The sequence below is a fragment of the Halobaculum magnesiiphilum genome (genome assembly GCF_019823105.1).
Taxonomy (GTDB): Archaea; Halobacteriota; Halobacteria; order Halobacteriales; family Haloferacaceae; genus Halobaculum; species Halobaculum magnesiiphilum.
This window is the reverse complement of record NZ_CP081958.1, coordinates 308,047-332,038: the sequence shown is the minus strand read 5'-3', so window position 1 is coordinate 332,038 and position 23,992 is coordinate 308,047. Positions and strand designations below refer to the sequence as shown.

Annotated in this window: 24 protein-coding genes; 11 read left to right on the top strand and 13 right to left on the bottom strand. The window is 71.2% G+C overall.

What is annotated here, in order from left to right; all coding sequences use genetic code 11:
* Positions 1-112 precede the first annotated feature (112 nt).
* Entirely contained in the window at positions 113-559 is a 447-nt protein-coding gene (locus K6T50_RS01820; protein WP_222607745.1) for a universal stress protein, read from the top strand.
* Positions 560-646: 87 nt separating this feature from the next.
* Here the strand turns inward: K6T50_RS01820 and K6T50_RS01815 are convergent, their stop codons facing one another.
* The 5 genes from K6T50_RS01815 to tbsP all read right to left on the bottom strand — a co-directional run bounded on the left by K6T50_RS01815 (position 647) and on the right by tbsP (position 6,786).
* Positions 647-1,672 carry a biotin--[acetyl-CoA-carboxylase] ligase gene (locus tag K6T50_RS01815; protein WP_222607744.1) on the bottom strand — a complete coding sequence of 342 codons (1,026 nt, stop codon included), beginning with the start codon at positions 1,670-1,672 and terminating at the stop codon, positions 647-649.
* A complete protein-coding gene (locus tag K6T50_RS01810; protein ID WP_222607743.1) occupies positions 1,669-2,121 on the bottom strand; it encodes a universal stress protein in 453 nt (150 codons plus the stop codon). The genes K6T50_RS01815 and K6T50_RS01810 overlap by 4 nt, the downstream gene beginning before the upstream one ends.
* Before the next feature lie 96 nt (positions 2,122-2,217).
* Entirely contained in the window at positions 2,218-3,768 is a 1,551-nt protein-coding gene (locus K6T50_RS01805; protein ID WP_222607742.1) for a bifunctional metallophosphatase/5'-nucleotidase, read from the bottom strand.
* A 399-nt stretch (positions 3,769-4,167) separates the two neighbouring features.
* The gene (locus K6T50_RS01800) at positions 4,168-5,886 is read right to left on the bottom strand and encodes a YcaO-like family protein (protein WP_222607741.1); all 1,719 of its coding nucleotides are present in this window, start codon (positions 5,884-5,886) and stop codon (positions 4,168-4,170) included.
* A gap of 81 nt (positions 5,887-5,967) precedes the next feature.
* Positions 5,968-6,786, bottom strand: a complete 819-nt coding sequence (gene tbsP, locus K6T50_RS01795) for a transcriptional regulator TbsP (protein WP_222607740.1) — start codon at positions 6,784-6,786, stop codon at positions 5,968-5,970.
* 143 nt (positions 6,787-6,929) lie between these two features.
* Between tbsP and K6T50_RS01790 the strand changes: the two genes are divergently transcribed.
* Positions 6,930-7,124 carry a hypothetical protein gene (locus tag K6T50_RS01790; RefSeq protein WP_222607739.1) on the top strand — a complete coding sequence of 65 codons (195 nt, stop codon included), beginning with the start codon at positions 6,930-6,932 and terminating at the stop codon, positions 7,122-7,124.
* A gap of 36 nt (positions 7,125-7,160) precedes the next feature.
* On the opposite strand, the gene K6T50_RS01785 is transcribed toward K6T50_RS01790, so the two are convergent.
* Complete coding sequence (locus K6T50_RS01785) at positions 7,161-9,242, bottom strand: hypothetical protein (protein WP_222607738.1); 2,082 nt, start codon at positions 9,240-9,242, stop codon at positions 7,161-7,163.
* Between the two features lie 95 nt (positions 9,243-9,337).
* Between K6T50_RS01785 and glyA the strand changes: the two genes are divergently transcribed.
* A complete protein-coding gene (gene glyA, locus K6T50_RS01780; RefSeq protein ID WP_222607737.1) occupies positions 9,338-10,585 on the top strand; it encodes a serine hydroxymethyltransferase in 1,248 nt (415 codons plus the stop codon).
* Between the two features lie 116 nt (positions 10,586-10,701).
* The gene (locus tag K6T50_RS01775; protein ID WP_222607736.1) at positions 10,702-11,586 is read left to right on the top strand and encodes a tetrahydrofolate dehydrogenase/cyclohydrolase catalytic domain-containing protein; all 885 of its coding nucleotides are present in this window, start codon (positions 10,702-10,704) and stop codon (positions 11,584-11,586) included.
* Positions 11,587-11,633: 47 nt separating this feature from the next.
* Here the strand turns inward: K6T50_RS01775 and K6T50_RS01770 are convergent, their stop codons facing one another.
* Positions 11,634-12,413 (bottom strand): DUF7117 family protein, encoded by a 780-nt coding sequence (locus K6T50_RS01770; protein ID WP_222607735.1) that lies wholly within the window; start codon positions 12,411-12,413, stop codon positions 11,634-11,636.
* On the opposite strand from K6T50_RS01770, the gene K6T50_RS01765 reads away from it, so the two are divergent.
* The 3 genes from K6T50_RS01765 (at position 12,412) to K6T50_RS01755 (ending at position 14,481) form a co-directional block, all read left to right on the top strand.
* Positions 12,412-12,927: a VOC family protein gene (locus K6T50_RS01765; protein WP_222607734.1), complete on the top strand. Its 516-nt coding sequence runs from the start codon at positions 12,412-12,414 to the stop codon at positions 12,925-12,927. The genes K6T50_RS01770 and K6T50_RS01765 overlap by 2 nt on opposite strands.
* Before the next feature lie 147 nt (positions 12,928-13,074).
* The gene (locus K6T50_RS01760) at positions 13,075-14,010 is read left to right on the top strand and encodes a DUF1028 domain-containing protein (RefSeq protein ID WP_222607733.1); all 936 of its coding nucleotides are present in this window, start codon (positions 13,075-13,077) and stop codon (positions 14,008-14,010) included.
* Between the two features lie 144 nt (positions 14,011-14,154).
* Positions 14,155-14,481 (top strand): hypothetical protein, encoded by a 327-nt coding sequence (locus K6T50_RS01755; RefSeq protein WP_222607732.1) that lies wholly within the window; start codon positions 14,155-14,157, stop codon positions 14,479-14,481.
* A gap of 84 nt (positions 14,482-14,565) precedes the next feature.
* Here the strand turns inward: K6T50_RS01755 and K6T50_RS01750 are convergent, their stop codons facing one another.
* Both K6T50_RS01750 and K6T50_RS01745 read right to left on the bottom strand, forming a co-directional pair.
* Positions 14,566-15,081 carry an FAD synthase family protein gene (locus K6T50_RS01750; RefSeq protein WP_222607731.1) on the bottom strand — a complete coding sequence of 172 codons (516 nt, stop codon included), beginning with the start codon at positions 15,079-15,081 and terminating at the stop codon, positions 14,566-14,568.
* On the bottom strand, positions 15,074-15,562 hold the full coding sequence (locus K6T50_RS01745) for a Mov34/MPN/PAD-1 family protein (RefSeq protein ID WP_222607730.1): 489 nt from the start codon (positions 15,560-15,562) through the stop codon (positions 15,074-15,076). The genes K6T50_RS01750 and K6T50_RS01745 overlap by 8 nt, the downstream gene beginning before the upstream one ends.
* Before the next feature lie 138 nt (positions 15,563-15,700).
* Between K6T50_RS01745 and han the strand changes: the two genes are divergently transcribed.
* Positions 15,701-17,617 carry a Hef-associated nuclease gene (gene han, locus K6T50_RS01740; RefSeq protein ID WP_222607729.1) on the top strand — a complete coding sequence of 639 codons (1,917 nt, stop codon included), beginning with the start codon at positions 15,701-15,703 and terminating at the stop codon, positions 17,615-17,617.
* A 61-nt stretch (positions 17,618-17,678) separates the two neighbouring features.
* Here han and K6T50_RS01735 read toward each other — a convergent pair whose 3' ends face one another.
* Positions 17,679-19,412 carry a phospholipase D-like domain-containing protein gene (locus K6T50_RS01735; RefSeq protein WP_222607728.1) on the bottom strand — a complete coding sequence of 578 codons (1,734 nt, stop codon included), beginning with the start codon at positions 19,410-19,412 and terminating at the stop codon, positions 17,679-17,681.
* Between the two features lie 130 nt (positions 19,413-19,542).
* Here K6T50_RS01735 and K6T50_RS01730 point away from each other — a divergent pair, with 130 nt between their 5' ends.
* Positions 19,543-19,782 carry a hypothetical protein gene (locus K6T50_RS01730; RefSeq protein WP_222607727.1) on the top strand — a complete coding sequence of 80 codons (240 nt, stop codon included), beginning with the start codon at positions 19,543-19,545 and terminating at the stop codon, positions 19,780-19,782.
* 30 nt (positions 19,783-19,812) lie between these two features.
* Here the strand turns inward: K6T50_RS01730 and K6T50_RS01725 are convergent, their stop codons facing one another.
* On the bottom strand, positions 19,813-21,126 hold the full coding sequence (locus K6T50_RS01725; protein ID WP_222607726.1) for a HEAT repeat domain-containing protein: 1,314 nt from the start codon (positions 21,124-21,126) through the stop codon (positions 19,813-19,815).
* Positions 21,127-21,218: 92 nt separating this feature from the next.
* Between K6T50_RS01725 and K6T50_RS01720 the strand changes: the two genes are divergently transcribed.
* Positions 21,219-22,052, top strand: a complete 834-nt coding sequence (locus K6T50_RS01720; RefSeq protein WP_225935350.1) for a carbon-nitrogen hydrolase family protein — start codon at positions 21,219-21,221, stop codon at positions 22,050-22,052.
* 68 nt (positions 22,053-22,120) lie between these two features.
* Positions 22,121-22,669, top strand: coding sequence for a DNA starvation/stationary phase protection protein DpsA (dpsA, locus tag K6T50_RS01715; RefSeq protein ID WP_222607725.1), 549 nt, complete (start codon positions 22,121-22,123; stop codon positions 22,667-22,669).
* A gap of 133 nt (positions 22,670-22,802) precedes the next feature.
* Here the strand turns inward: dpsA and K6T50_RS01710 are convergent, their stop codons facing one another.
* Entirely contained in the window at positions 22,803-22,976 is a 174-nt protein-coding gene (locus K6T50_RS01710; RefSeq protein ID WP_222608952.1) for a hypothetical protein, read from the bottom strand.
* Between the two features lie 82 nt (positions 22,977-23,058).
* The gene (locus K6T50_RS01705) at positions 23,059-23,898 is read right to left on the bottom strand and encodes a hypothetical protein (RefSeq protein ID WP_222607724.1); all 840 of its coding nucleotides are present in this window, start codon (positions 23,896-23,898) and stop codon (positions 23,059-23,061) included.
* Positions 23,899-23,992 lie beyond the last annotated feature (94 nt).

Genomic DNA, 23,992 nt, shown 5'->3' with positions numbered 1-23,992 from the left:
TCGGAACCGCGGTACCCGTACGTTACGAATCGAAACACGGAATCGCGAGACGCCGGTGCCGTCGTGCGAAGCCTTAATGCGACCCCGCCGTCTGGGTACGACAGACAGTCACATGGGGATGTACGACCGGATCCTCGTTCCGACCGACGGCTCCGACGGCGTCGAGCGCGCGGTCCGCCACGCCGTCGACCTGGCGGTCCAGCACGGGGCGACCGTCCACGCGCTGTACGTCGTCAACTCGGCGTCGTACGCCGGGATGCCGATGGAGTCGAGCTGGGAGGGGATCGACGAGATGCTCCGGGGCGACGCCGAGGACGCGGTGTCGCTGGTCGAGGCGCTCGGCGACGACTACGAGGTCCCGGTCGAGACGGCGGTGATCGACGGCTCGCCGAGCCGGGAGATCGTCCGCTACGCCGAGGACAACGGCTGCGACCTGATCGTGATGGGGACGCACGGCCGCGGCGGCATCGACCGACTGCTGCTGGGCAGCGTCGCCGAGAAGGTCGTCCGGTCCTCGAGCGTGCCGGTACTCACGGTTCGGGTCGCGGACGCGACGTAACGAGGTTTGCGAGAGAACGGGTCGAGCGTCCCGAGGCGACGGTTCGGGGTCCGCGGAGGCGACGACGCGACGTAGCGAACGCGCCGATCAGCGGTCGGCCGGCCGCAGGTGCTCGCAGTCGCCCGCGGTCACCCGGACGGTCCCCTCGTCGGTCTCGACGACGAGCGCGCCGGGGAACTCGATCCCGACGGCCTCGCCCTCCACGACGCCGCCGGGGGTCTCGACGCGGACGCGTCGGCCCACGGTGTCGGCATACTCCTCCCAGGCCGACACGGCCCCGCGGAGGTCGCCGCGGAGGTCGTCGAACCCCTCCAGGATCCGCTGGACGAGCACGCGCCGGTCGACCGGCCCGCCGCGCTCGGCCAGGAGACTCGTCGCGTCGGCGGACGCCGGCAGGTCCGCGGGGTCGACGTTCGCGTTGAGGCCGACGCCGACGACGAGCCAGGAGACGCGGTCGGCCTCCCCCTCCATCTCGGTGAGGATGCCGCACAGCTTCCGGCCGCCGCGCTCGGTCGACTCCGCCCCGGTCCCCCCGTCGTCGCCGACGAGCACGTCGTTGGGCCACTTGATCCGCGCGTCGACACCCGTCTCGCGACAGGCGCGCGTCACCGCGACGGCCATCGCGAGCGTGTACGCCGGGGCGTGGGCGGGGGGGACCTCGGGGCGGCACACGACCGACAGCCAGACGCCGCCCGGCGGCGACACCCACTCGCGGTCGAGCCGGCCGCGCGAGGCGGTCTGCTCGTCGGCAACGACCGCGACATCGTCCGCGCCCGCGGCCGCGAGTTCGCGGGCGCGGTCGTTCGTCGAACCGACGGCGTCGTGGTACTCCACGTCGAACGGCGCGTCGAGGCCGTAGGCGATCGCCTCGCCGGAGTACCCGGACACGTCGGTCACGACGTAGCCGTCGGCGGCGCTCTCGACGGCGACGCCGGCCTCGCGCAGCGCCTCGACGTGGTTCCAGACTGCCGCGCGCGACACGCCGAGGCGGTCGGCCAGCGCCGGCCCGGTCACCGGTCCGTCCCCGAGCGCATCCAGGAGGGCTCGGCGGGTCGCGGGAACGCCGGTGTCGGTGTCCCCGGCGCCGCCGTTCCGGTCGTCGTCGCCCGTCACGGGTCGCCGCGGCCACTGTTCGCGGGCGCGAGCTCCGTCGACTCCCCGTTCGCGCGGACCGTGATCACCGTCGCGTCGAGCTTCCCCTTCAGGAACGTCTCGATGTCGGGATCGGAGAACAGCTTCCGGATGGTCCGCCGCCAGCGGCTCGCCTGCTTGGCGCCGATGACGACCACGTCGGCCTCCTCGGCGGCGACCTCGTCGAGGATGGTCTCCTCCACGAGGAACCCCCGGCGGATGACATAGCGAACGGTGGGGAGCCGGCCGAACTCGCGCTCGACCGCGCGTTTGAGCTGCGTCCGGGTCACTTCCCGGCCCTCCTGATACAGGTCCACGTGGAGGATAGTCAACTCGGCGTCGCGCTCCTCGGCGATCCGGATCGCCTCGGACAGCGTCGCCTTGGAGTGTTTCGAGAGCGGGTATCGAACCGGTACGACGACCAACGTCATTGTCGGTCGGACGCGCCGACGCGTGTAAACACTTCCTCTTGGTTCACCGCTGACAGGGGAGCGTCCCGGTCCGCCGCCGGCGACGGACCTCGACCGTCACTCGTCGTCGACGCGGCCGGACGCCGACGCGTCGCCCGGATCGCCCGACTCGCTCGGGGTGTCGGCGGATGCGGCGTCGGCCCCGGTCCCCGTGGCGTCCGCGGCATCCCCCGCGTGCGCCGCGTCCTCGACATCCGCGTCCTCGCCCGACACGCGCCGGATCCGACCCTCGATCTCGGGGGCGATCCCGTGCTCGCGCACGTACTCGCCGAGCACCTCGTGTTGGATCCCGTGCTCGCCGGCGCGGTGGCGCTCCTCGATCGTCGGGAACTCGTGATCCGAGTGCAGGAGGTACTCCGGCGTCGCGACGCGGTAGAGCCGCTCCGGGTCGATCGCCTCGCCGTCGACGCGCGCGTCGACGAGTTCCTCGCGGTCGTCGTCCCAGAGGACGCGCGCGCCGCTGAGGTGGCCGTGCCACCAGTCCTCCTCGCCGAAGTCGACGACGGAGGCGGACATCTCCGCGAACGCAGCACGAAGCTCCGCGCCCGTGAGCTCGACGACGACGATCGGCTCCTCGAACGGCAGCACCGACAGCAGGTCCGCGAGCGTCACGTCGCCCGCGAGGTCGTCGCCCAGCCGGAGCCCGCCGGCGTTTTGGATCCCCACGTCGGCGTCGGCGGCCCACCGGTAGGCGTCGGCGACGAGGTTACCGAGGCGGCACTCGCCGCCGTGGACCGTCGCGTCGGTGCGGACGATCGGCTCGTCCACGTGGCCGACGACCTCGTCGAGGCCGGCGGCCGCGATGCGCTCGCGGAGTCCGTCGGCGAGGTGCTCGTCGACCGGTGCGTCGGCGGGGCTGTGGCGCGTCACGCTCGCGCCGTCGTCGTCCAGCGTCACCTCCAGCACCGTCTCGCCGTTGACGCCCGGGCGGGTGCACAGGACGCCGTCGACCTCCTCGGCGCGCTCGCTGTGGATGTGGCCGCCGAGCACGAGGTCGACGCCGTCGACGCGCGCGAGTTCGTCGTCGCCGCCGCCGAGATGGGAGACGGCGACGACGTAGTCGACACTGTCGCCCTCGTCCTCGGGGCCGGTTCCGGCTTCGGCGTCGGCGTCGCCGTCCATCGCCGCGATCGCCTCCCGGGCGGCCTCGTAGGGGTCAGTGAACGTCATGTCGGCGGCCGCGGGGTTCAGCGAGTCCGTGCTCGGGTCGGTGACGCCGAGGAACCCGACGCGGTCGCCGTCGACGACCTCGACCGTCCACGGGACGACGCCCTCGGCCGCGCCGAACGGCTCGCCGTCCTCGTCGCGGACGTTCGCCGACACCCACGTCTGGGGGGAGTCAGCGACGATGGCGCGGGTCGCGTCGGTGCCGAAGTCGAAGTCGTGGTTACCGAACGTCTCCACGTCGGTGCCGACGGCGCGGAAGAAGTCGACCGCCTGGCGCCCCTTCGAGACCGTCGCCGCGACGCCGGGGGCGGTGTCGTCGCCGGACCCGACGACGGCGGCGTCCGGGCCGTCGAGGGCGGTGATCAGGCCGGCGAGGCGACCCGCCCGTTCGGGGTCGTCGTAGACGTTCTCGATGTCGGAGTAGTGGACGAACCGGGGCATTCGAGTGGGTGATCGGTGTGGGGTGGCGGGCAAGAACGCTCCGGGTTCGATCGGTTATCGGAGCTGCCGGGGTTTCTACAGCGGTCGCTATCGGCCTGGTTGGGGCAGTCATCACGACCGAGAAGGAGGGAAAGCCCCCGACGCCGTCGACGGCTGCGTCTCGCTGCGCGCTTCGCTCGCGCCTTCGGCGATCGCTGCAGTGCTTGCGTCGTCTCGCTCGCCGACGGCGCCGGCCCCTTTCAGTCCCACCCGACAGCACCACACCGCAGCCACCTCCTCCCCAACCGATTGCGCTCCTCACGCTCACTGCGTTCGCGTTGCGGTGCTCATCCCTCGCGCGCGTCCGCCGCGAACGGAGTCGCGGCGGCACGCGCCACGACGGGGTTCAGCACTACCGATTCACGGGAACGGATGATACGCCTTCTCCGGCTCCGGCTCGAACCCCATCGACGCCGAGACCGTCTCCAGCCGGTCGCCGAAGAACGGCTCGGCGGTGAACAGCGGCTGCGCCTCGGGGACGAGCACGCGCACGCCCTCGAAGCTGAGGGCCGCCACGTCGCGGGTGGTGAGGCGCGTGGCGTAGGCGTCGAGCCCGGCGGTCGCGAGGCGGTCGACGACGGCCTCGACCTCGGCGACGCCGTCGAGGGCCGCCGCCTCGTCGTCGGTCACGTCCTCGGCGGGGACCGTCACCTCGGGCGAGACGAACTCCCGGACGCGCTCGGGGAAGTCCGCGTACGAGCCGATGGCGCCCTCCTCCTGATTCGCCTGCTCGGGCCCCATCGCGCGCAGCTCCATCCAGTTCTGCAGCGCCTCCGCGAGCGCGCTCCGGGCGGCGGCCGCGGCGTCGAGGTCCGCGGCCGACCCCATCGCAAATTGCGGCCACTCGTCGGCCTCGGCGTCGCGGTGGACGGCCACCCCGACGACGGGCACGTCCACGTCCTGCGTGAGCAGCAGCGTCGTCACCGAGAGGTCCTCGGCGCGCGCCCGCTTGTGCAGCGTCTCGAACCCCTCGTCGTCGACGGACAGCCCCATCGGCTCGAACGTGGAGTACCACGACAGCATCGAGGCGTCCCGCTCGACGGTCTCGTACAGCCCCGACAGCACCGCCTCGGCCGTGGAGTTCCCCAGCCCGAGCCCGGTCGTGATCGCCGGGGCGAACCGCTCCTCGGGCGGCGGGAACACGACGAACTCCGCCGGCAGCGACGCCGACTCGCGGGTCGCCAGATCGATCCCGGCGATCCACGGGATGTGATCCTCGGGGTCGGGCGTCTCCGTATCGTCGGGACGAACGAACCGATCGACCGGGACGGCGTCGACGACGCCCGTCGTGGGCGCCGACCGGAACGACGACGCGCGGTAGGTGCCCGCACAGTAGCGTTCCAGCCCCTCCCCGATCGCCTTCGCGTACGCGGCGTCCCAGTCGGCGGCGACGCCGGCGGCGAACTCCGTACAGCGCGTGTCGGCGAACGCCGCGGTGTCGGTCGTCCGCGCGATGTAGTACGGCGCCGGCACCGACTCGCGCTCGCCCACGTCCGTGACGACCCCGAGTCGGTCGTCGACCGCGCGGTCCATCCGGTCGACGGCGTCGTCGAGGTCGACCGGCTCCGTGGGCGCGCGAAGCTCGAACCCCGTCGGCGCGGCGCCGCAGTCGCACCCCGGCGACGGGAGGAACGTCCGCTCGGGCCCGTCGACCTCAGAGACGGTGCCGGCGACCCCGTCCCCCGAGAGGTGCTGGATGGCGCGCCGGCCCGCGAGTGCCCCCGCGAAGCGGACGGCGCTGCGGGTGCCCTGCGGCGTCGCGTCCGTCGAGGGGACGTTGGCGCGAACGCGGTCGCGCAGGCAGTCGTAACAGCCGGTCTCGGCGGAGAAGACGGTGACCGCGGCGTCGAGCCCCTCGATCGCGCGGCCGCCGATCCCCCCGATCTCGACGGCGACCCAGTCGTCGACGAGCCGCGTCGCGGTGCGGAAGGCGTCGTCGCCGGTCGTGCCGACGACGACCGCGAAGTCGAACCCGTCCAGGAGGCCGGCCTCCACCTCCATCACGTTCGCCTCGATGTCGGCGAAGGCGCCCCGCAGCGGCTCGGCGGCGGGGTCGGGACCGACGATTGCGATGTCCATGCCCCGCCCGTGGGGTGAATCGCACAAAAAGATGGTCGGTCGGCGGGGTCGGCTGTCGGGATCCGCGAACGGACTCGACGCTCAGTTCAGCAGTCGGTGGGCGACGCTCGCCAGCTCGTCGCTCGAGGCGTCGCGCAGCCGGTCGTCGCCGAGTTTCAGGCGCAGGCGGGGGCGCCCAACGTCGATGGGGACCTTCTCGGTGTCGATGAGCCCCAGGTCCTCCAGGCGGGTCTTCGTCCGCGAGAACGTCGCCTTCGAGGCGATGCCCACGTCCTCGCCCCACTTGCTGATGTCGTACAGCAGCACGTCGTTCTTCGCGGCGACGAGCAGCGAGATGGTCACCTCGTCGAGGCCGTCGCCGTCGCCGCGGGCGGTCTCCAGCGACGCCAGCACCGAGTCGAAGTCGGCGCGGGCCGCCTCGCCGATGTCCTCGTCCAGCGTCTCGCGGACGCGCGAGAGCGCCGGCGTTCGGAGGTTGAACGCCGCCGCGTCCGCCCACTGGTCGCGGTACGTCTCGTAGGCGTCGGCGGCGAACGACTCGTCGTCGGCCGCGAGCGCGGCGACGTGCTCGCCCGCCGAGACGACGGCGTACAGCTCGTCCTCGCCGACGACGAGCGTATTGTCCGCGTCCCCGTCGAGCTCGCGCAGCGTCATCGACCCGGCGTCGACCAGGTCGGCGGCGTCGCCGGCGACGAGGAAGTCGTCCATCACGTCCTTGAGCATCCGGCCGTCCGCGAGCACGTTCAGCGTCGGAAGCTCGTCGTCGTAGTCGGATCCCGCGTCGACGAGCGACTCGATCACGGCGGCGTTGGGGTCGACGATCACGAGCTCGCCGGCCGATCGATCGAAGAGCGTCTCGAGGGCGGCGCCCATCGATCGCTCGAATACGTTCTCGGTCATAACTACGTAGAACATCGCCAGTTGAATATTTAATACTAACGGGAATACGGAGGAATCAAGCGCTCTACGGGGGGAATATGAGACCCGGACGGCGGACGGGCCGGGGCCATGAGTGTTAAGGACACGCACGCCCATCGGCCTCCATGCTTCGCTCACCCCGATCGCGAACGGGCGGATCGACACTGGCGGCGGTCGGTCGCATTCATCCGAGACTCGTGGCGACGGCGGTGACGGTTCTGGCGTGTGTGCTGGTGCTGCTCCTGACCGCTGACGTGGCCGCGGCGGCCGACGTCGCGGTCGACCCGTCCGGTGTCGGCGACGTGTCCTCCGGGCCCTGAGGGATCGACCGCCCGCGGGTACGGTTCCCGGAGCGGCTACGACTCCCGAAGCTCCTCGGCGAGCACGTCCGACCAGCGGAGCGCGCCGTCGAACAGGACGGCCTTGTCAGCATACGAGAGGAACTCGACCAGCTCCGCGCGACCCACCGTGAACTCGCTACGTGCGCCGAGGAGGTGCGTCTCGTCGCCCTCCTGGAGGTACGGCCGGAAGAACCCGCCGGCCATCCAGGGCGCGCCCATCGTCACCGTCACGTCGAACCGATCCGGCCCCGCTTCGGTCACCCGGACGTCCGTCCCGACGATGTCCTCCGACTGCGTCAGGACGTGCGTCCCGTCGCCGACGACGGCGTAATCCTTCCCGGTCATGATCTGGCGTCGCGACTTGTCCAGCGCCCGCTCCATGCAGTAGCCGGTGACGAGCAGCCTGGCGAACATCGTACCGACCGTCGCCGCCTGGCCGTCGAGCACCTCGCTGAAGGTGACCGCGCCGGCGACGCTCCCCTTCCGGATCAGCTCGATCCCCTCGTGGAAGGAGCCGCAGGCGTTCAGGAAGAAGGTCTGTGCGTTCGACGCCGAGAGGCTCGACGCCGAGAGGTAGCCGTCGGTACACCGGAGCCCCTCGCGCTCGCAGTGGCCGATGTAGTGAACGAGGTCTGTCCGCGACTCGAACACGGAGGCGAGCTCGTCGACGGTGAGGTGTTCCTTCAACGTGAGGTCGAGGTCGAGCGCCTCGGCGCGCTCGCGGTAGTGGGCGGCGACGCCGTCGTGCTCCTCGCGCATGTCCCCGTCGTTCAAGATCGCGACGATCGAGATCGGCTCGCCGGCCGCGTCGAGGTACCGGGCCCGGTTCTCGTACGCCTCCGGGACGGTCTTGAACGCGTCTATCGGCACGCCGTCGGCGAGCCAGCCGTGCGTCCGCGCCCGACCCAACTCGGGCTGGACCAGTTCGACCGACGCGACCTCCCCGACGTCGCGCCGGTAGAAGTCCGACAGCGAAGTGTCGAGCCACTCCGACTCCGCGAGCGTGGTCGACTCCGCGACCCGGACGTGCGGGACGTTCGCGAGGAGGTGCGACAGCGTCGGGACGTGCTCGTACGTCGGCTCGATCGACATCGACAGGTGCCACTCCGGGAACCGGTCGCGGACCGACTCGAACGCCGTCGCGAGGTACGCGTCGAGCCGCTCGCCCGGCGAGGCGGCGTACAGCGACCCGGAGTCGAGGCCGAGTTCGGCGGTCACCTCCGCGACGGACAGCCCGGAGCCGTACGGGCCGGCGTCCCTGACGACGCAGTCGAGGTAGAACGCCCGTTCGAGCAGCGAGGCGACCGCGTCCTGGAACTCGGGGAGCCGCGGGAGCGAGTGCGTCCCCCCGGGTGTCTCCACCCGCGGTCGCGCGTCGGGCTCGACGACGACCTCGGCGCCGACGTAGTGGGCAAGCGGCGAGGCGACGAACAGGTGGTCCAGATCCGGCGGGACAACGACGCGCACGCCGGCGTCGTCGCGTCGCTCGCGCAGCGTGTCGGGGATCGAGACGGCGTCGCCGAACGCGATCTTCGGGGGCACCCCCCGCATGCTGTCGAACGACCGGTCGGCGGTCGCGGTGCGGTGCCCGGCCGGGAACGTCGACAGCGCCGTCGCGACGCCGTCGGGCGTCGCCGGCACCGTCACCGTCTCGGGGTCGTCGGTGACCCCGCCGCCGAAGCCGATCTCGACGGCCGTCTCTTCCGGAAACCTGACGTGTAGGCGCTCGTAGCGCGGCTTCTCGATCGTCGCCGCGCCGTCGAACCGGACGTACACGTCGATCCGACTTTCGACGTAGAGCGCGTACCTCCCTTCGGGGATCGTCAGCGGACCGGTGCCGCTGCCGAGGTCGAACACCTCCCCGGTGTCGACGTCGCGAACCGGCGCGTATACCGGCGGGAACCCGAGCGACTCCACGGAGCCGGACACCGTCGCGTCCGGCGTCCAGGCGTCCCCCAGATCGAGCGCGTCGATGGCCGCCGACAGCGACGGCGCGGACGTGTCGGCGCCGTCGCTCCACCCGTCGGCCCGAACGTCGACGGAGTGTTTGGCGGCGTCGACCGCGCGGAGCCCGTCCTCGGTTCCCTCGACCTGCATCGGACTGCACGCACGTCCGGAGTGGCCCCATTTATCGGTGTCGCCGGCCGCCCGAGTACGGATGGCTTTTTGTCGCCGCTCGCCGGAGCGTCGGTATGGAGTATCCCGCGGTACGCGAGACGGACCCGGCGGTCGCCGACGCGCTCGAGGGCGAGGTTCGCCGACAGCAGGACACGCTGGCGATGATCGCCTCCGAGAACCACGTCTCGGAGGCCGTCCTGGAGGCGCAGGGGAGCGCGCTCACGAACAAGTACGCGGAGGGCTACCCCGGCGCGCGCTACTACGCCGGCTGCGAGTACGCCGACGAGGTCGAGCAACTGGCCATCGAGCGCGCGAAGGAGCTGTGGGGCGCCGAGCACGTCAACGTCCAGCCGCACTCCGGCACGCAGGCGAACATGGCGGTGTACCTCGCCACGCTGGACCCCAGCGACAAGATCCTCTCGCTCGAACTCGAACACGGCGGGCACCTCAGCCACGGCCACCCCGCGAACTTCACCGGCCAGCTGTTCGAGGTCGAGCAGTACGGCGTCGACCCCGAGACGGGGTACATCGACTACGAGGCGCTCGCCGAGCAGGCCGACGAGTTCGACCCCGACATCATCGTCTCGGGCTACTCGGCGTACCCGCGGGAGGTCGAGTGGGAGCGCATCCAGACGGTCGCCGACGCGGTCGACGCGTACCACCTCGCGGACATCGCCCACATCACCGGGCTCGTCGCCGCGGGCGTCCACGACTCGCCCGTCGGCGTCGCCGACTTCGTCACCGGCTCGACCCACAAGACGATCCGCGCGGGCCGCGGCGGCATCGTCATGTGCGGCGAGGAGCATGCCGACGACGTCGACGCCGCGGTGTTCCCCGGCGGGCAGGGCGGCCCCCTGATGCACAACATCGCCGGCAAGGCCGTCGGCTTCGGCGAGGCGCTCGAACCCGAGTTCGGCGAGTACGCTCGGCGGGTCGTCGACAACGCCGAGGCGCTCGCCGACTCCTTCGAGGACAACGGGCTGGAGGTCGTCTCCGGCGGCACCGACACCCACCTCGTGCTCGTCGACCTGCGAGAGTCCCACCCGGACACCTCCGGCGGCGACGCCGAGGAGGCGCTCGCCGACGCCGGCATCGTCCTCAACGCGAACACGGTGCCCGGCGAGACGCGCTCGCCGTTCGACCCCTCGGGCATCCGCGCGGGCACTCCTGCGCTCACCACCCGCGGCTTCGACGAGGCCGACTGCCGCGAGGTCGGCGACCTCATCCACCGGGTCGTCGACAACGTCGGGGACGAGTCGGTGATCGCCGAGGTGCGCGATCGCGTCGACGAGCTGACCGACGCGCACCCGCTGTACGAGTAGGCGATCGCCGACTGATCGCCCGTTCGATCCACGTTTTCGCATAGTTACTCTCTCCCCCGACGCCCTGTTGTGCACGAACCCGAGGATTCTTAGGCGTCGCCGCCGCCCCATCGACCATGACCGACATCGACGGCAACGCCGTCGCCGCCGAGATCCGCGACGGCGTCGCCGACTGCGTGGAGACGCTGAAACGGGCGGGCGTCGAGCCGGCGCTGGCGACCGTGCTGATGAGCGACGACCCCGCCAGCGAGACGTACGTCTCGATGAAGCAGAACGACTGCGAGGAGGTCGGCATCGACGGCATCCACGTCGACGTGGACGACGACGCCCCGGCCGAGGAGCTGTACGACACCGTCGACGAGCTGAACGCCGACGACTCGGTCCACGGCGTCCTCGTGCAGATGCCCGTCGTCGATCAGGTCGACACCCGGCGCGTCCTCCGGTCGGTCGACCCCGCGAAGGACGTCGACGGGTTCCACCCGGAGAACGTCGGCCGACTCGTCGCCGGCAACCCGCGGTTCAAGCCCTGCACGCCCCACGGCATCCAGCGCCTGCTCGCGGCCGCGGGCGTGGACCCCGAGGGGAAGGAGGCGGTCGTCGTCGGCCGCTCGGACATCGTCGGCAAGCCGATGGCGAACCTCCTGTTCGGCCGCGGGGAGGGCGGCAACGCGACCACGACGGTGTGTCACTCGCGGACCGACGACCTCGCGAGCCACACCCGCCGGGCGGACATCGTCGTCGCCGCCGCGGGCATCCCCGAGTTCATCACCGCGGACATGATCTCAGAGGGGGCGACCGTCATCGACGTGGGGATCAACCGCGTCGAGCGCGACGGCGAGTCGACGCTCGTCGGCGACGTGGCCTACGACGAGGTCGCGGACAAGGCGGGCGCCATCACGCCCGTTCCCGGCGGCGTCGGCCCGATGACGCGCGCGATGTTGCTCTACAACACGGTGAAGGCCGCGAGCGAGCAGCACGGCGTCGAGATCGACCTCCCGTAGACACTACCACCGTTTCTCCGGTTCGGGTTTCCGGCAGCCGTGGCGACTCAGTTCATTCGTTCCAGCCGCTCTCGTGCGCTCGCCAGCGCGTCCTCGTCGCCGGCGATGAGATAGCGACCCAGCTCCGCGGCGGCGGCGACGAGCGCGTCGGCCTCGGCCGGCTCCACGTCGCCGCCGAGCGCGTCGATCCGCTTCGCGCGGTCGCGGATCGCGCCGAGCGTTCGGTTCGCCTCGGGGTCCGGGTGCTCGTCGAGGTACGTCGACACGTCCGTCCGGTACTCCAGGGCGGCCTCCGCGGCGGCGAGCCCGCGCGCCTCGTGCATCCGCGGGGGCACGTCGTCGGCGTCCGGGCGCTCGCCCGTGTCGGCCGACCGCAGCAACGTCGTGAGGTACCACTCCTCGTCGTCGGTGACGCCGGGGCTGGCGCCCTCGGGACCCCGGTCCCCGTCGTGGATCGTCGCGTCCGCGCGCCCGCCGCCCGGGCCGGCGATCCGGCCGTACACGTCGGCCGCGTGGCGGAGTTCGGCGACCGCGAGGTACGCGTCGTCCAGCGGCGCGAGCTCGCCCCCGCGGATGAACCCCCGCTTGCGGAGGTACGTCCGACACTCGGCTTTGATCTCGTCGACGAGGTCCGAAAGCGGCGTGTCGTCGAGCCGCGCCAGCACGGAGGTCAGGTCTATCTCCGCCGGCGCGTCGGTGTGTTTGCGGCGCTCGCCGGTGCCCACGCTCCGGAGGCTTCCGCAGTCCGGACAGGCGACGCTCCCCGTCTCGAAGTACGACCAGCGGGTCCCGCACTCCGTACACTCGCGCTCGCCCCGGACTTCCATGGTCGCACGTTCCGCCGGGACGGTGAAAAACGCCTCGTCGCCGCGGCGGCCCGGTAACCTGGTCGCCGCCGGCAACGACTTGGTCCCGGGCTGTGAGGGGTCGACCGTGACACCGAACTCGTTCTTTCACGTGGCGCTGAAGGCCGACGACGTGGACGCGACGGCGGCGTTCTACGAGGAGCCGTTCGACGGAACGATCATCGAGCGTGGACGCGCGGAGGACGGCGAGGGCCCGACGGCCGTCGATCACGTCGCCCTGGAGGTGGCCGACAAGCGCGTGTACGTCTTCGACCGGGCGCCGTACGAGGCGACCGGCGACGTGGCGTCGATGCCGAACGGTCTGCTCCACTTCGGGTTCGTCGTCGACGACATCGACGATGCGCGCGAGGCGATCGACGGCGTCGGCTCCGGCGTCGACTGGGTGATGGGCCCCGAGCGCTTCGGCGACCTCCGGATCGCGTTCCTCGTCGACCCGGCCGGCTCCATCGTCGAACTCATCGAACACGTCTCGTGATCCGGATCCGGACCGCCCGGACGGCGGACTGAGCCCGCCGCGTTCGACCGACACGCGCGGGTTCGGCCGCCAGATCCCCCGGGGTCGCACACACGGCCGTCCCGCACCCCGGCACGCTTTTGTCGCCGCCGAGGGTCCACTCACGGCATGACGTTCTCCATCGCGGCGCGCGACCCGGAGACGGACGCCGTCGGCGTCGCCGTCCAGTCGAAGTTCGTCTCCGTCGGCGCCGTCGTCCCGTTCGTCTCGGCCGACGCGGGCGCGGTCGCGACCCAGAGCTTCGCCAACGTCGCGTACGGGCCGGACGGGCTCGACCTCCTCCGCGAGGGTCACACCCCGGCCGAGGCCATCGAGGCGCTCACTGCCGCCGACGAGGAGGCCGCACAGCGGCAGGTCGGAGTCGTCGACCTCGACAGCGAGCCGGCGGCGTTCACCGGCGAGGAGTGCTTCGCGGTCTCCGGCGACCGGCAGGGTGAGCACTACACGGTGCAGGGGAACATCCTCGAGAACGAGGCGACGCTCGACGCGATGGCCGAGGCGTTCGAGAGGGGCGACGGCGGGCTCCCCGAGCGACTCATCGCCGCGCTGCACGCCGGCAACGACGCCGGCGGCGACTCCCGCGGCGAGCAGTCGGCCGCGCTGTACGTCGCCAAGCCCGAGGGCGGCTACGACGGGAAGAACGACCGCTGGATCGACGTGCGCGTCGACGACCACGAGCGCCCGATCGACGAACTGGAGCGGGTGTTCAAGCTGTACGACGTGACCCTCCTGGCCCGCGAGGAGCCCGACGACCCCGCGGAGCTGTCGGGCGAGGCGGCGATGGCGGTATCGGAGGTGCTCGCGGATATGGGCTTTCTCGACGCCGAACCGAGCGCGTCGTTCGGCGCCCCCGAGCGTGCGGCCCTGGAGGACTTCCGCGGGATGAACAACTTCGAGAACCACTCGCTGGCCGTGATCGAGGACGCGCTCGCGCGCGGCTGGGAGGAGGCGGCCGCCGGCGACGATACCGAGCCGGAGGCGGACGCCGAGTCGCGGATGGTCGACGCCATCTGGCACGGCCTCCAACGGTACGACCGACTGTAACTCGCAGATGTCGTCGCTCGTCGCCGCACCGCGTCCGCCGACGCCCGCCGGTCGTCAGCGACTCTCCGACCGGCGGCAGCAACACCGTCGGCAACACTCCCGGCACTGCTCCCGCCGACGTCGTCTGCGGTCGGAGGGACGGCGATGATCGCGCAGCTTCCGGCGTTCCAGCTGCTCACGGTCGTCCTCGCGTTCGTCGGCGCGGGCGTCGCGCTGGCGGCGGGGATCGGCCTCGTCGCGGTGTACGTCCGCCTCGGCGACGGGGTTCCCGACGCGATCACGCGGCGGGCGTTCGGGTTGTGGGCCGCGGGGGCGCTCCTGCTCGCGGCCGGCACGCCGGCGGCGTTCCGCGGGGCGCTGGCGGCGGCGCCGACGCTGCGCTCGTTCGGGATCGTCGCGGTCGCCCTCGGCGCCCTCGTCGTCGCGCTCGCGCCGGCATACCTCTGGCAGGCGACGCTTGCGGAGGCGTGACATGTCCGACTTACCCGCGGGCCCCGTTTCGACGGCGGTCGCGGGCCTCGCCAGTTCCGGGAGCCGTTCCGGTTTTCGAGCGCGCTACTCCGGTTCCGAGTGCGAGCGTCGGTCGCGCTCGCGAAGCAACTTGTCGACGATGTCGCCCGTCGAGAGGAGTTCCCCCTCGTAGCGCGGGTCGCGGGCGGTCGCACGCGCCACCTCCGCGTCGATGCCAGCCGCCGCGAGCGCGTCGGCGAGGGCGGCCTCGTCGTGGTGCTGGTCGAACCCGAGCACGATCACGTCCGGGTCGATATCGCGCACGGGGACGAAGAAGTCCTCGGGGTGCCCGAGGTGGGCCTCGTCGACGACCTCGAGGGCGGCGATCATGTCCCGACGCTGTCGGTCCGGGCACACGGGCTTGGGCTTGTGCGTCACGTTGTCGCGCCGGGCGACGATGACGTGGAGTTCGTCGCCGCGGGCGGCTGCGTCCTCCAGGTAGTGGAGGTGACCGGGGTGGAGGATGTCGAAGGTGCCCTGCGCGAGCGCGATCCGGGGGCCATCGTCGCCGTCGGCATCGCTTCCGTCCTCGCGTCGCCCTCCGTCGGGTCCCTCACTCATCGTACAGCTCCGCGTCGATATCGGTCTGGTCGAAGTCGAAGAACGCCTCGTCCTCGGGCAGCGCCACGTCGATCACGTCCAGATCGCGGGGGTCGCCGTCGGAGTCGAACGCCCGCCAGCAGTCGCGCTCGTACGGGGCGCCGAGGATGACGTGGACCTCGCCGGCGTGGAACGTCGCCAGATCGGCGTCGGAGGGCCGGAGGACGCCGTTGGGGTGGGAGTGGATCGAGCCGACCGCCCGCGAGGAGTTGGGTTTCATGTGCTCGCGGACGGTCGCCGACTCCGGCGTCGACGTGGTGCCGGGAATGACGAGCACGTCGGTGATCACCTGTCCCTTCCGGTCGAGGCCGAGATCGCGCGCGTCGGTCGCCCGGAGAAAGCCCATGTACTCGTTCGGGTGGGTGTCCCGGGACGCCTCCAGCGCGAACGTGAGGGTCTCGGCCGCGATGCCGAGCAGCTCGCTCGACCGGAACAGTCGCATTGGCGGATCTCCGACCGGGCGCCAACTAAGGGTGTCGATGGCCCCGCTTCGGACCCGACGACTCCGTGGGGTGTGGCTCCAGCACACCCCTGAAGCGATACTACAACCCTTAACACCCGCCGTCACCCACCACCCGATATGAGTGATTCCGCCGCCGGGGAACCCGGCGAGAACGGGGAGGGGGATTCCCGCCCCGTGGTCTACGAGCTCGATCCCGCCTGCACGCTGGCCGACGTGGACGTCGGCGCGCGCTACCGCGCGGAGGTCAACGGCGTGGTCGACTACGGCGTCTTCGTCGACGTCTCCGATGAGGTATCGGGACTGCTGCACGAGTCGAACCTCGACGGCGACACGTTCGCCGTGGGCGACGAGTTGGTCGTCGTCCTCGAGGAACTGAAGGAGAACGGCGACGTGTCGTTCGACCTCGCAGACGTCGACCTCGCGGACGCGAACGTCCTGGCCGTCGAACACGAGCCGGAGATCGTCGCGATCGCCGACGCGACCGTCGGCGACGCCGTCACCGTCGAGGGGGAGATCTCCCAGATCAAACAGACCGGGGGCCCGACCATCTTCCACGTCGCCGACGAGACCGGCGTGATGGCGGCGGCCGCCTTCGAGGAGGCCGGCGTCCGCGCCTACCCCGAGGTCGAGATCGGCGACGTCGTCCGCGTGTCCGGCTCCGTCGAGACCCACGAGGGAACCACCCAGCTCGAGGTCGACGACATCGCCGTGCTCGACGGCGAGACGGCCGCGGCCGCCCGCGAGCGCCTCGACGAAGCGATGCGCGAGCGTGCCGAGCCCGAGTCGGTCGACCCGCTCGTCGACTGGCCGGCGTTCGAGAAGCTCCGCCCCGAGCTGGAGGACCTCGCGCGCACGCTCCGGCGCACGGTGCTGGAGGGGCGCCCGATCCGCATCCGCCATCACGCCGACGGCGACGGCATGTGTGCGGCCATCCCGGTCCAACTCGCGCTTGAGAACTTCATCGAGGAGGTCCACGAGGGCGACGACGCCGCGCGCCACACCCTCAAGCGCCTCCCGAGCAAGGCGCCCTTCTACGAGATGGAGGACGTGACCCGCGACCTCAACTTCGCGCTGGAGGGTCGCGCCCGCCACGGTCAGAAGCTCCCGTTCCTCCTGATGCTCGACAACGGGTCGACCGAGGAGGACGTGCCCGCCTACAAGAACCTCGCCCACTACGACGTGCCCATCGCCGTCGTCGACCACCACCACCCGGATCCCGAGGCGGTGAACGACCTGCTCGACGCGCACGTCAACCCCTACCTCCACGACGAGGACTACCGCATCACGACGGGCATGATGTGCGTCGAGCTCGCGCGCCTCATCGACCCGAGCGTCACCGACGAGCTCCGACACGTCCCCGCGGTCGCGGGGCTGTCGGACCGCTCGAAGGCCGAGGTGATGGACGAGTTCGTCGACCTGGCGGACGCGGCCGGCTACGACCGCGAGGACATCGAGGACATCGGCGAGGCGCTCGACTACGCCGCCCACTGGCTGCGCTACAGCGAGGGCAAGACGCTCGTGAGCGACGTGCTCGACGTCGGCAGCGACGACGCCGACCGCCACCGCGACCTCGTCGAGTTCCTCTCGACGCGCGCCGAGCGCGACGTGGAGGAGCAGCTCGACGCCGTCGAGCCGCACGTCGAACACGAACGGCTCGACTCCGACGCCCACCTCTACCGCATCGACCTGGAGAACTTCGCCAAGCGGTTCACCTACCCCGCGCCCGGCAAGACCACCGGCGAACTCCACGACCGGAAGGTGCGCGCGACGGGCGAACCCGTCATCACGATCGGCTACGGACCGGACTTCGCCGTCCTCCGGAGTGACGGCGTCCGCCTCGACATCCCACAGATGGTGACCGAGCTCAACGAGGAGGTCGTCGGCGGGGGCGTCTCCGGCGGCGGCCACCTCGTCGTCGGCTCGATCAAGTTCGTCGAGGGTCGCCGCGAGGACGTGATCGACGCGCTCGTCGACAAGATGGCCGACGCCGAGCTGGACGAGGAGCTGTCGACGACGGTCGAGCTCGACGACTGACGGGGCCGGACCGAAGGCTCCCCCCGACGGAACGGCACGCTCATCAGATGAAACGGATGGCTCACCCGATCGGCCCCGGTCGATCGATTCCATCGTTTTCCGCCGAGTCGTCGAACGTCAGCCGTCGCCTGACGAACAGCGCCGCGCCGGCGACCGCTCCGACCGCCGCGACCGCGACGGCGGGCGGCAGATCGTCCCACCTCCCGCCGCCGGCGCGCCAGTCGGCCTCGAAGCTCTCGCGGTAGTAGCCCGCGATCGCCTCGCCCTCCAGCGCGACGACAACCTCGCGGTTCTCGCGGGCGCTCGTCGGGTTCCAGTTGAGCGACCCCACGAGCGCGGTGTCGTCGGCGACGACGCCCTTCGCGTGGACTTTCCCGTAGCGACCGGACGGCTCCGCGACGCGCGCCTTGAACGGAACGTCCGCGGCGTCGGCCCAACGGTTCAGGTCGGCTACCAGCGCGGCGTTCCGCTCGGCGACGTACCACGCGTTCGACAGCAGCAGCCGCACGCGGACGCCGCGCTCGGCCGCGCGGCGAAGCGACGCGAGCAGCGAGCCGTCGTCGACAGTGGGCTGGAGAACGTCGACCCTGGCGACCGCGTCGTCGATCGTTGCGACGACCGCCGACTCCGCGTTTCCGGGCGCGGTCAGCAGCCGGACGTGTTCAGCCCGTACGTCCGCCGGCGCGTGCCTGGTGGGATACGAGCCGGTCGCCGCCTCGACGGGTTCGAATGACCTGCCCGCGCGGTACCGCTCCCAGGGGACGGCGTCGCGCCATCCGGCGTCCGCGCGGAAGAGGTCGGCGAGCGCGTCGGCCACCCGCGGCGACCGGAGCGTGACGCCCCACCCGCGGCTGTCGCCGCCGCCCGTCCCGCTCGGCTTCCAGTTCTCCGTGAGGACGACCGCCGCGTCGTCGGCGACGGCGTACTTCGCGTGGTGATACCGGAACCTGGCGCGAGTTCCCGACACCACGCGAACCTCGACGCCCGCGGCGACGAGCGCGTCGAGGAGCTCGGCCTGACGCGTGGAGATCCCGCCGACGGGTCCCCCCTCGAGGAGCACTCGGACCGAGACACCGCGTTCGTGTGCGGCGATCAACTCGTCGGCGACGCGCTCGGAGGCGAAGGTGTACCCCGCGAGCAGGACGCGGTCGTCCGCCGCTCGAATGGGTACGACTGCCTCTCCGGGGGCGTCGGGAAGCACGAACGCCGTCGCGTTCGCGGCCCCCAGCGAAACCGGCTCCCTGGGGTCGAACCCGACCGGTCGCCATCGAGGGTCCCCACCGCGCGCCCAGCGTTCGCCCTCGGGCGCGCGACCGTACTCGACGGCGTCGACGACCGTCCCGTTCGCTCCGCCCCGCCGGAGCACGACGCGCTCGCCCGTGTTCGACAGCGCGAGCCCGCGGGCGACGACGCATCCGTCGGGCGTATCGACCAACGCTCCGGGATCGGCGGTCACGACGACCGTCCCTGGTTGTCGTTGCCGGATCGTGACTACGTCCTCGCCGTCGTCGAGGCTCCAGTTCCCGGCCGGCAGCCGCAGGTATACGTACTCGCCGGCGTCGTCGTCGGCGACGGGGTTCGGGAGGAGGCCGACGATCCGAGGGGCGGTCGGCTCCCCCGTACTCGCCGCCGGTGATTTCGGTGCGGTCGCGACCGCCGCCGGTGGCGATGGCGATGGGGGCGTCGGCGTCGCCGTCGTCGGTGCCGGCGCTGCCGCCGCCGCTGTCGCCGTCGCCGAGGCTGTCGCTCCGAGGAGGAGGAGCGCGAACACGACGGCCGCGATGCTGCGTGCCACTGGGACGCGTTGGCCGCGCGTTCGTATTTCAACCCTCGCCGCGTCGACGCCGGAGTTCGACTCGTCCACGTCGGCGGTCGACCCGGCGGCCTTCGGTGCGTTTTTGCGTCGACGATTGCGGATACCCGGTATGGTCACCGTCGCCGAGGGGGTCACGCTCGCCGGGGCCGCGCTGGGCGCCGTCGGGGGCGCCCTCGTCGCCCTGGAGTTCTTTCAGGTCCCCTCGTACGTCACCTACGAGGAGGAGTGGGACAGCTACGATGTCGACATCGCGCCCGCCGAGGTCACCGAACACACGAACCTCGGCCGGGTCGGCGGCCTGCTGGTCTCGCTGGGGTTCACGCTGCTGTTCGTCGGAGAACTGCTGTAAGAACCGGTCGCGACGGCGGGGTTGTCGCGATTACGCGGCGACTTCCTCGCCCTCGCCGGCGGCGTCGAGGGCGTCGCGGGCCTTCTCGGCCTCCGTCTGCACGATGAACGCACGGTCGTCGTCGAACTCGGCGGCCGCCTCCAGCGCGTCCTCGGTGCCGATCTGGCGCAGCGCCCACAGGGCGGCCGCGCGGACGTTGTCGCTCTCGTCGTCGGCCGCGGCGTCCGCCAGCGGGTCGACCGCGCGGGCGTCGCCGATGAGCCCCAGCGCGCGGGCCGCATAGGGGCGCACCTCGTCGTTGTCCATGGCGAGCTTGTTCGCGAGCGGCTGGACGGCGTCGGCGTGGCCGATCTCGCCGAGCGCCTTGAACGTCACCTTCTGCAGGGCGGGGTTCGAGTCGGAGTCGACGTACTCGACGAGCGTCTCGACGGCGTTCTCGGCGGCCATCTTGCCGAGCGCGCGGATCGCGGGCTGGTCGCGCTTCTGTGCGCGCTGGTGCATGGCCTCGAAGGCGCCCTCGTCGTTCATCCGCGTGAGCGCGTCCAGACAGTGCTCCTCCATGAACTCCGACTGCAGGGAGTCGAGCGCGAGCAGCACCATCTCGACGTTGCCCTGCTGCTCGTGCTCCTTCAGCGCCGCAAGCTCAGGCGGGAAGTCCTTGTAGTGCCCGAGTACGTCGTAGAATCCCTGCGCCTGGAGCTGTTCGTGCGTTTCGAGGTCGTCCCACTCCTCGGCGTCGTCGACGCCCGTCTCCAGCGCGTCAGTCGCCTCGAGCAGGGCGGCGATGGTGTCGGCGTCCTCGTCGGCGTCCAAGTCAGCGTCCTCGACGGCCGCGACGGCGTCGTCGAGCGCGTCGGCCAGCGACTCGAGGTCGTCGTCGCCCGTGCGGTCGAGATCCGCATCGAGCGCGTCGGTCACCGCGGCGAGGAACTCGTCGACGACGCCGGGGAGGTCGGCCTCTCCCGCCTCCGTCCAGCGCGTATCGGCGATCGTCGCCCGCGCCGATTCGATGTCGTCGACCACGTCGGACGCGTAGGGGCCACGCTGCTCTTCGAGGTCGTCACGCTGGTCGGAGAGGCGCGACTCCAACTCCTCGCGCGGGTCCTCCGCGTCCTCGTCGTCCTCGTCCGGTTCCGGGAGCTCGGCGCGTTCGAGGTCCTCCTCGATGTCGTCGAGGTCGGCTTCGACATCGTCGAGGTCGGCTTCGGTCTCGGCGGCCTCGAGCGCCTCGGCGGTCTCGTCCAGCCGAGTGTCGAGATCCTCCGCGGACACCTCGGGGACGAGTTCCGTCTCCTCGGCGTCCTCGGGGTCGCCTGACTCCTCGGCCGGGTCGTCGTCGCTCATGGCCGATGATGGGTGTGTCGGCTACAAGGGCGTTTCCATATTCCGGGCGTGCGACCGCCGTCGTTTTGCGGCCGGGGGCCGAGCGGTTCGGCGTGCCAACCGTCGCCGTCCCCCAGTTGTCCGTCGCCAATCTGGACACCGCGGCAAACCTCGACGCCGTCGCCGAGCGCGTCGCCGCCCTGCCGGACCGCGTCGCCGTCGCGCTGTTCCCGGAGTACGCGCTGACGGGCTTCGTCGCCGACGAACGCGCCCGAGCGGTCGCCCTCGACCGCGACGGGCCGGAACTCGACCGGCTCCGGTCGGTCGCGGCCGCCAATGACCTCGCCATTGTCGCGGGCTACCTCGAACGCGCCGCGAGCGACAACCGGCTGTACAACGCCCTCGCGTACGTCGCCCCCGACGGCGACACGACCGTCTACCGCAAGCGACACCTCCGGGGGAGCGAGGCGGACGTGGTGACCGCCGGCGACGAGCGTGTCGTCGTCGAGACGCCCGCGGGGTCGACGGGGCTCGTCACCTGCTACGACCTGAACGTCGTCGGCGACAGCGCCGCCTTCGCGGCCGACCGGGTCGACGCGCTGTTCGTCGCCGGCGCGTGGCCGGCGGCCCACTCGGAGAACTGGCGACTCCTGTTGCGCGCCCGGGCGCTCGACGGCGTTCGCTGGGTCGTCGGCGCCGGGTGGACCGGCGCGCGCGACGTACCGGACGCACCCGAAACGGTCTACGCCGGGCGGTCGGCGGTCGTCCGTCCGGACGGCGCCGTCGCCGCGGCGCTGAACCGCGACGAGCGCGACCTGATCGCCGACCTCGACCCCGAAGTGCTCGCCGAACAGCGCGAGTTCATCCCGGTTCTCGACGCGGCCGGGAACGACGACCTCCACACCCCGAATCCGCGTTCTGGTTCCCGAAACGATAACGGTGTTTAGGTATTCCAAAAGAATTCTTGTCGTGACACGGGGTTTTATGTGTCCGGCGGGCGTACGTTCGGGTACAGATGAGTACTCAAAAGCGTGTGCTGAAGTCCGCCGGCGATGTCGAGGGAAGCGAAGCGCTTCGGATGGACGCCGAGAAGGCCGAGCAGATCATCGACGCGCTCAACACCGACCTCGCGGCGACGTACGTGCTGTACCACCAGCTGCGCAAGCATCACTGGAACGTGGAGGGCGCGGAGTTCCGCGACCTGCACATCTTCCTCGGCGAGGCCGCCGAGAACGCCGAGGCGTTCGCCGACGAACTCGCCGAGCGCGTGCAGGCCCTGGGCGGCGTCCCGCACGCGTCCATGACGACGCTGCAGGAGGAGGCCCCTATCGAGCCCGAGGACGAGGACGTCTACGACATCCGCACGTCGCTGGCGAACGACATGGAGATGTACGGCGACATCATCGAGACGCTGCGCGAGCACGTCGAGCTCGCCGACGGCCTCGGCGACCCCACGACCGGCGAGATCCTCCGCGAGAACATCGTGCAGGTCGAGGAGGACGCCCACCACATCGAGCACTACCTCGAGGACGACACCCTCGTCACCGAGGGGACGATGCAGTAAGTCGGGACGCGACGCCCCTCAGAACTCGAATCGTCTCCGATTTTTCGAACCGCCGCGAGAGTAGTCGCGGGTACGATGTGGACGATGGCGGAACGGGCGCGAGACGCCCGAGAGATCCGCGAGAACCGTTGAATTACCGTTCCAGCTCGACCGTCAGGTCCGTCGAGATCCAGCCGTCGGCGTTGCCGTTCTCGGAGAACACCGTTCTCTCGGGACACGTCCGGAGGGCGGCGACGGGGGTCTCGGGGACGAACTCGGGCTCGGACGACGCCTCGTCGTCCCGCTCCGCGAGCAGATCGTGCGTCATTACCGGTCTCTCACGCCCCCGCGAAGATATAGGTTTTGGTATCCCTAAACGGTAGGCCGACCTAAACCGACGGCGCGGTCGGTCACTCGTCGCGGCCGATCCCGCATCCGGAGATGGTGTCACAGTCGACGCCACGCTCCTCCAGGGCGTCGACGACCGCGTTCATTCCGATCGCGTCGCTGGCGACGTGCCCGGTGACGACGAGGTTCTTCCGCGCGTCGCCGAACTCCTCGCGCAACTCGGCGGTGTCGCCGGCGCCGACGTGGATGTAGAGGACGGTGTCGACGCCGTGCTCGAAGTACGCGCGGGCGACGGACGCGCCGCCGTTCGTGCCCGCGGCGTGGTGTACGGCCACCTCGCCGAGGTCGTTGTCCGCGTCGCCGACGCGGAGGCGCACGTCCGTCTCCGCCGCGGCCAACTCCGGGATCTCCGAGAGTGCGTCGACGAAGTCTCCGGCCGTCGCGTCGTCGTCCATCCCGTCGGCGACCTCGCGGAAGACACGCCGGCCGTACTCGTCGGGCGCGAGGTGGGTGTTGAGATACGGCTGGTCGAGCAGCTCGGCGACGCTCGGGTCGTGGCGGTAGTTGCTGGAGTGCCCGCCGTGGTCCATTCGCGAGCGCAGATCCGAGACGGCCTCCTCGGCCACGTCCTCGGGAACGCCGTGGTCGGTCATGAACTCGACCTGCGTGTCGAGCACCTCCGGGAAGTCCAGCCGGGCGCTCATCCCGGTCGGGTGGTGTGCGAGCGCGAGGTCGTACCCGAGGTCGTGGGCCAACCGTATCTCGGGGGATTCGAGATCGATGCCCACGAGCGCGGTCTCGATCTCCTCGCCGGGGACGTAGACGGTGCTGTCGGCCGGCGTGTCGTCCCAGTCGACGAGATCGAGACTGATCTGCATGACCTCGTCCGTGGTGAGTCCCATGCAGGGGACAGACGGACGCCGATTGAAAAGCCGCGGGAACCGGAAACCCCGGACGGCGCCACGATCACGCGGGTCGTCGGTAGGGGCAATCCCC

What these genes read in the sequence shown, in the direction of transcription:
- K6T50_RS01820 (WP_222607745.1), top strand. Translation starts at nt 113, where the DNA reads ATGGGGATGTACGACCGGATCCTCGTTCCGACCGACGGCTCCGACGGC.
- K6T50_RS01810 (WP_222607743.1), bottom strand. Translation starts at nt 2,121, where the DNA reads ATGACGTTGGTCGTCGTACCGGTTCGATACCCGCTCTCGAAACACTCC.
- K6T50_RS01805 (WP_222607742.1), bottom strand. Translation starts at nt 3,768, where the DNA reads ATGCCCCGGTTCGTCCACTACTCCGACATCGAGAACGTCTACGACGAC.
- K6T50_RS01800 (WP_222607741.1), bottom strand. Translation starts at nt 5,886, where the DNA reads ATGGACATCGCAATCGTCGGTCCCGACCCCGCCGCCGAGCCGCTGCGG.
- tbsP (WP_222607740.1), bottom strand. Translation starts at nt 6,786, where the DNA reads ATGACCGAGAACGTATTCGAGCGATCGATGGGCGCCGCCCTCGAGACG.
- K6T50_RS01790 (WP_222607739.1), top strand. Translation starts at nt 6,930, where the DNA reads ATGCTTCGCTCACCCCGATCGCGAACGGGCGGATCGACACTGGCGGCG.
- K6T50_RS01785 (WP_222607738.1), bottom strand. Translation starts at nt 9,242, where the DNA reads ATGCAGGTCGAGGGAACCGAGGACGGGCTCCGCGCGGTCGACGCCGCC.
- glyA (WP_222607737.1), top strand. Translation starts at nt 9,338, where the DNA reads ATGGAGTATCCCGCGGTACGCGAGACGGACCCGGCGGTCGCCGACGCG.
- K6T50_RS01775 (WP_222607736.1), top strand. Translation starts at nt 10,702, where the DNA reads ATGACCGACATCGACGGCAACGCCGTCGCCGCCGAGATCCGCGACGGC.
- K6T50_RS01765 (WP_222607734.1), top strand. Translation starts at nt 12,412, where the DNA reads ATGGTCGCACGTTCCGCCGGGACGGTGAAAAACGCCTCGTCGCCGCGG.
- K6T50_RS01770 (WP_222607735.1), bottom strand. Translation starts at nt 12,413, where the DNA reads ATGGAAGTCCGGGGCGAGCGCGAGTGTACGGAGTGCGGGACCCGCTGG.
- K6T50_RS01760 (WP_222607733.1), top strand. Translation starts at nt 13,075, where the DNA reads ATGACGTTCTCCATCGCGGCGCGCGACCCGGAGACGGACGCCGTCGGC.
- K6T50_RS01755 (WP_222607732.1), top strand. Translation starts at nt 14,155, where the DNA reads ATGATCGCGCAGCTTCCGGCGTTCCAGCTGCTCACGGTCGTCCTCGCG.
- K6T50_RS01750 (WP_222607731.1), bottom strand. Translation starts at nt 15,081, where the DNA reads ATGAGTGAGGGACCCGACGGAGGGCGACGCGAGGACGGAAGCGATGCC.
- K6T50_RS01745 (WP_222607730.1), bottom strand. Translation starts at nt 15,562, where the DNA reads ATGCGACTGTTCCGGTCGAGCGAGCTGCTCGGCATCGCGGCCGAGACC.
- han (WP_222607729.1), top strand. Translation starts at nt 15,701, where the DNA reads ATGAGTGATTCCGCCGCCGGGGAACCCGGCGAGAACGGGGAGGGGGAT.
- K6T50_RS01730 (WP_222607727.1), top strand. Translation starts at nt 19,543, where the DNA reads ATGGTCACCGTCGCCGAGGGGGTCACGCTCGCCGGGGCCGCGCTGGGC.
- K6T50_RS01725 (WP_222607726.1), bottom strand. Translation starts at nt 21,126, where the DNA reads ATGAGCGACGACGACCCGGCCGAGGAGTCAGGCGACCCCGAGGACGCC.
- dpsA (WP_222607725.1), top strand. Translation starts at nt 22,121, where the DNA reads ATGAGTACTCAAAAGCGTGTGCTGAAGTCCGCCGGCGATGTCGAGGGA.
- K6T50_RS01710 (WP_222608952.1), bottom strand. Translation starts at nt 22,976, where the DNA reads ATGACGCACGATCTGCTCGCGGAGCGGGACGACGAGGCGTCGTCCGAG.
- K6T50_RS01705 (WP_222607724.1), bottom strand. Translation starts at nt 23,898, where the DNA reads ATGGGACTCACCACGGACGAGGTCATGCAGATCAGTCTCGATCTCGTC.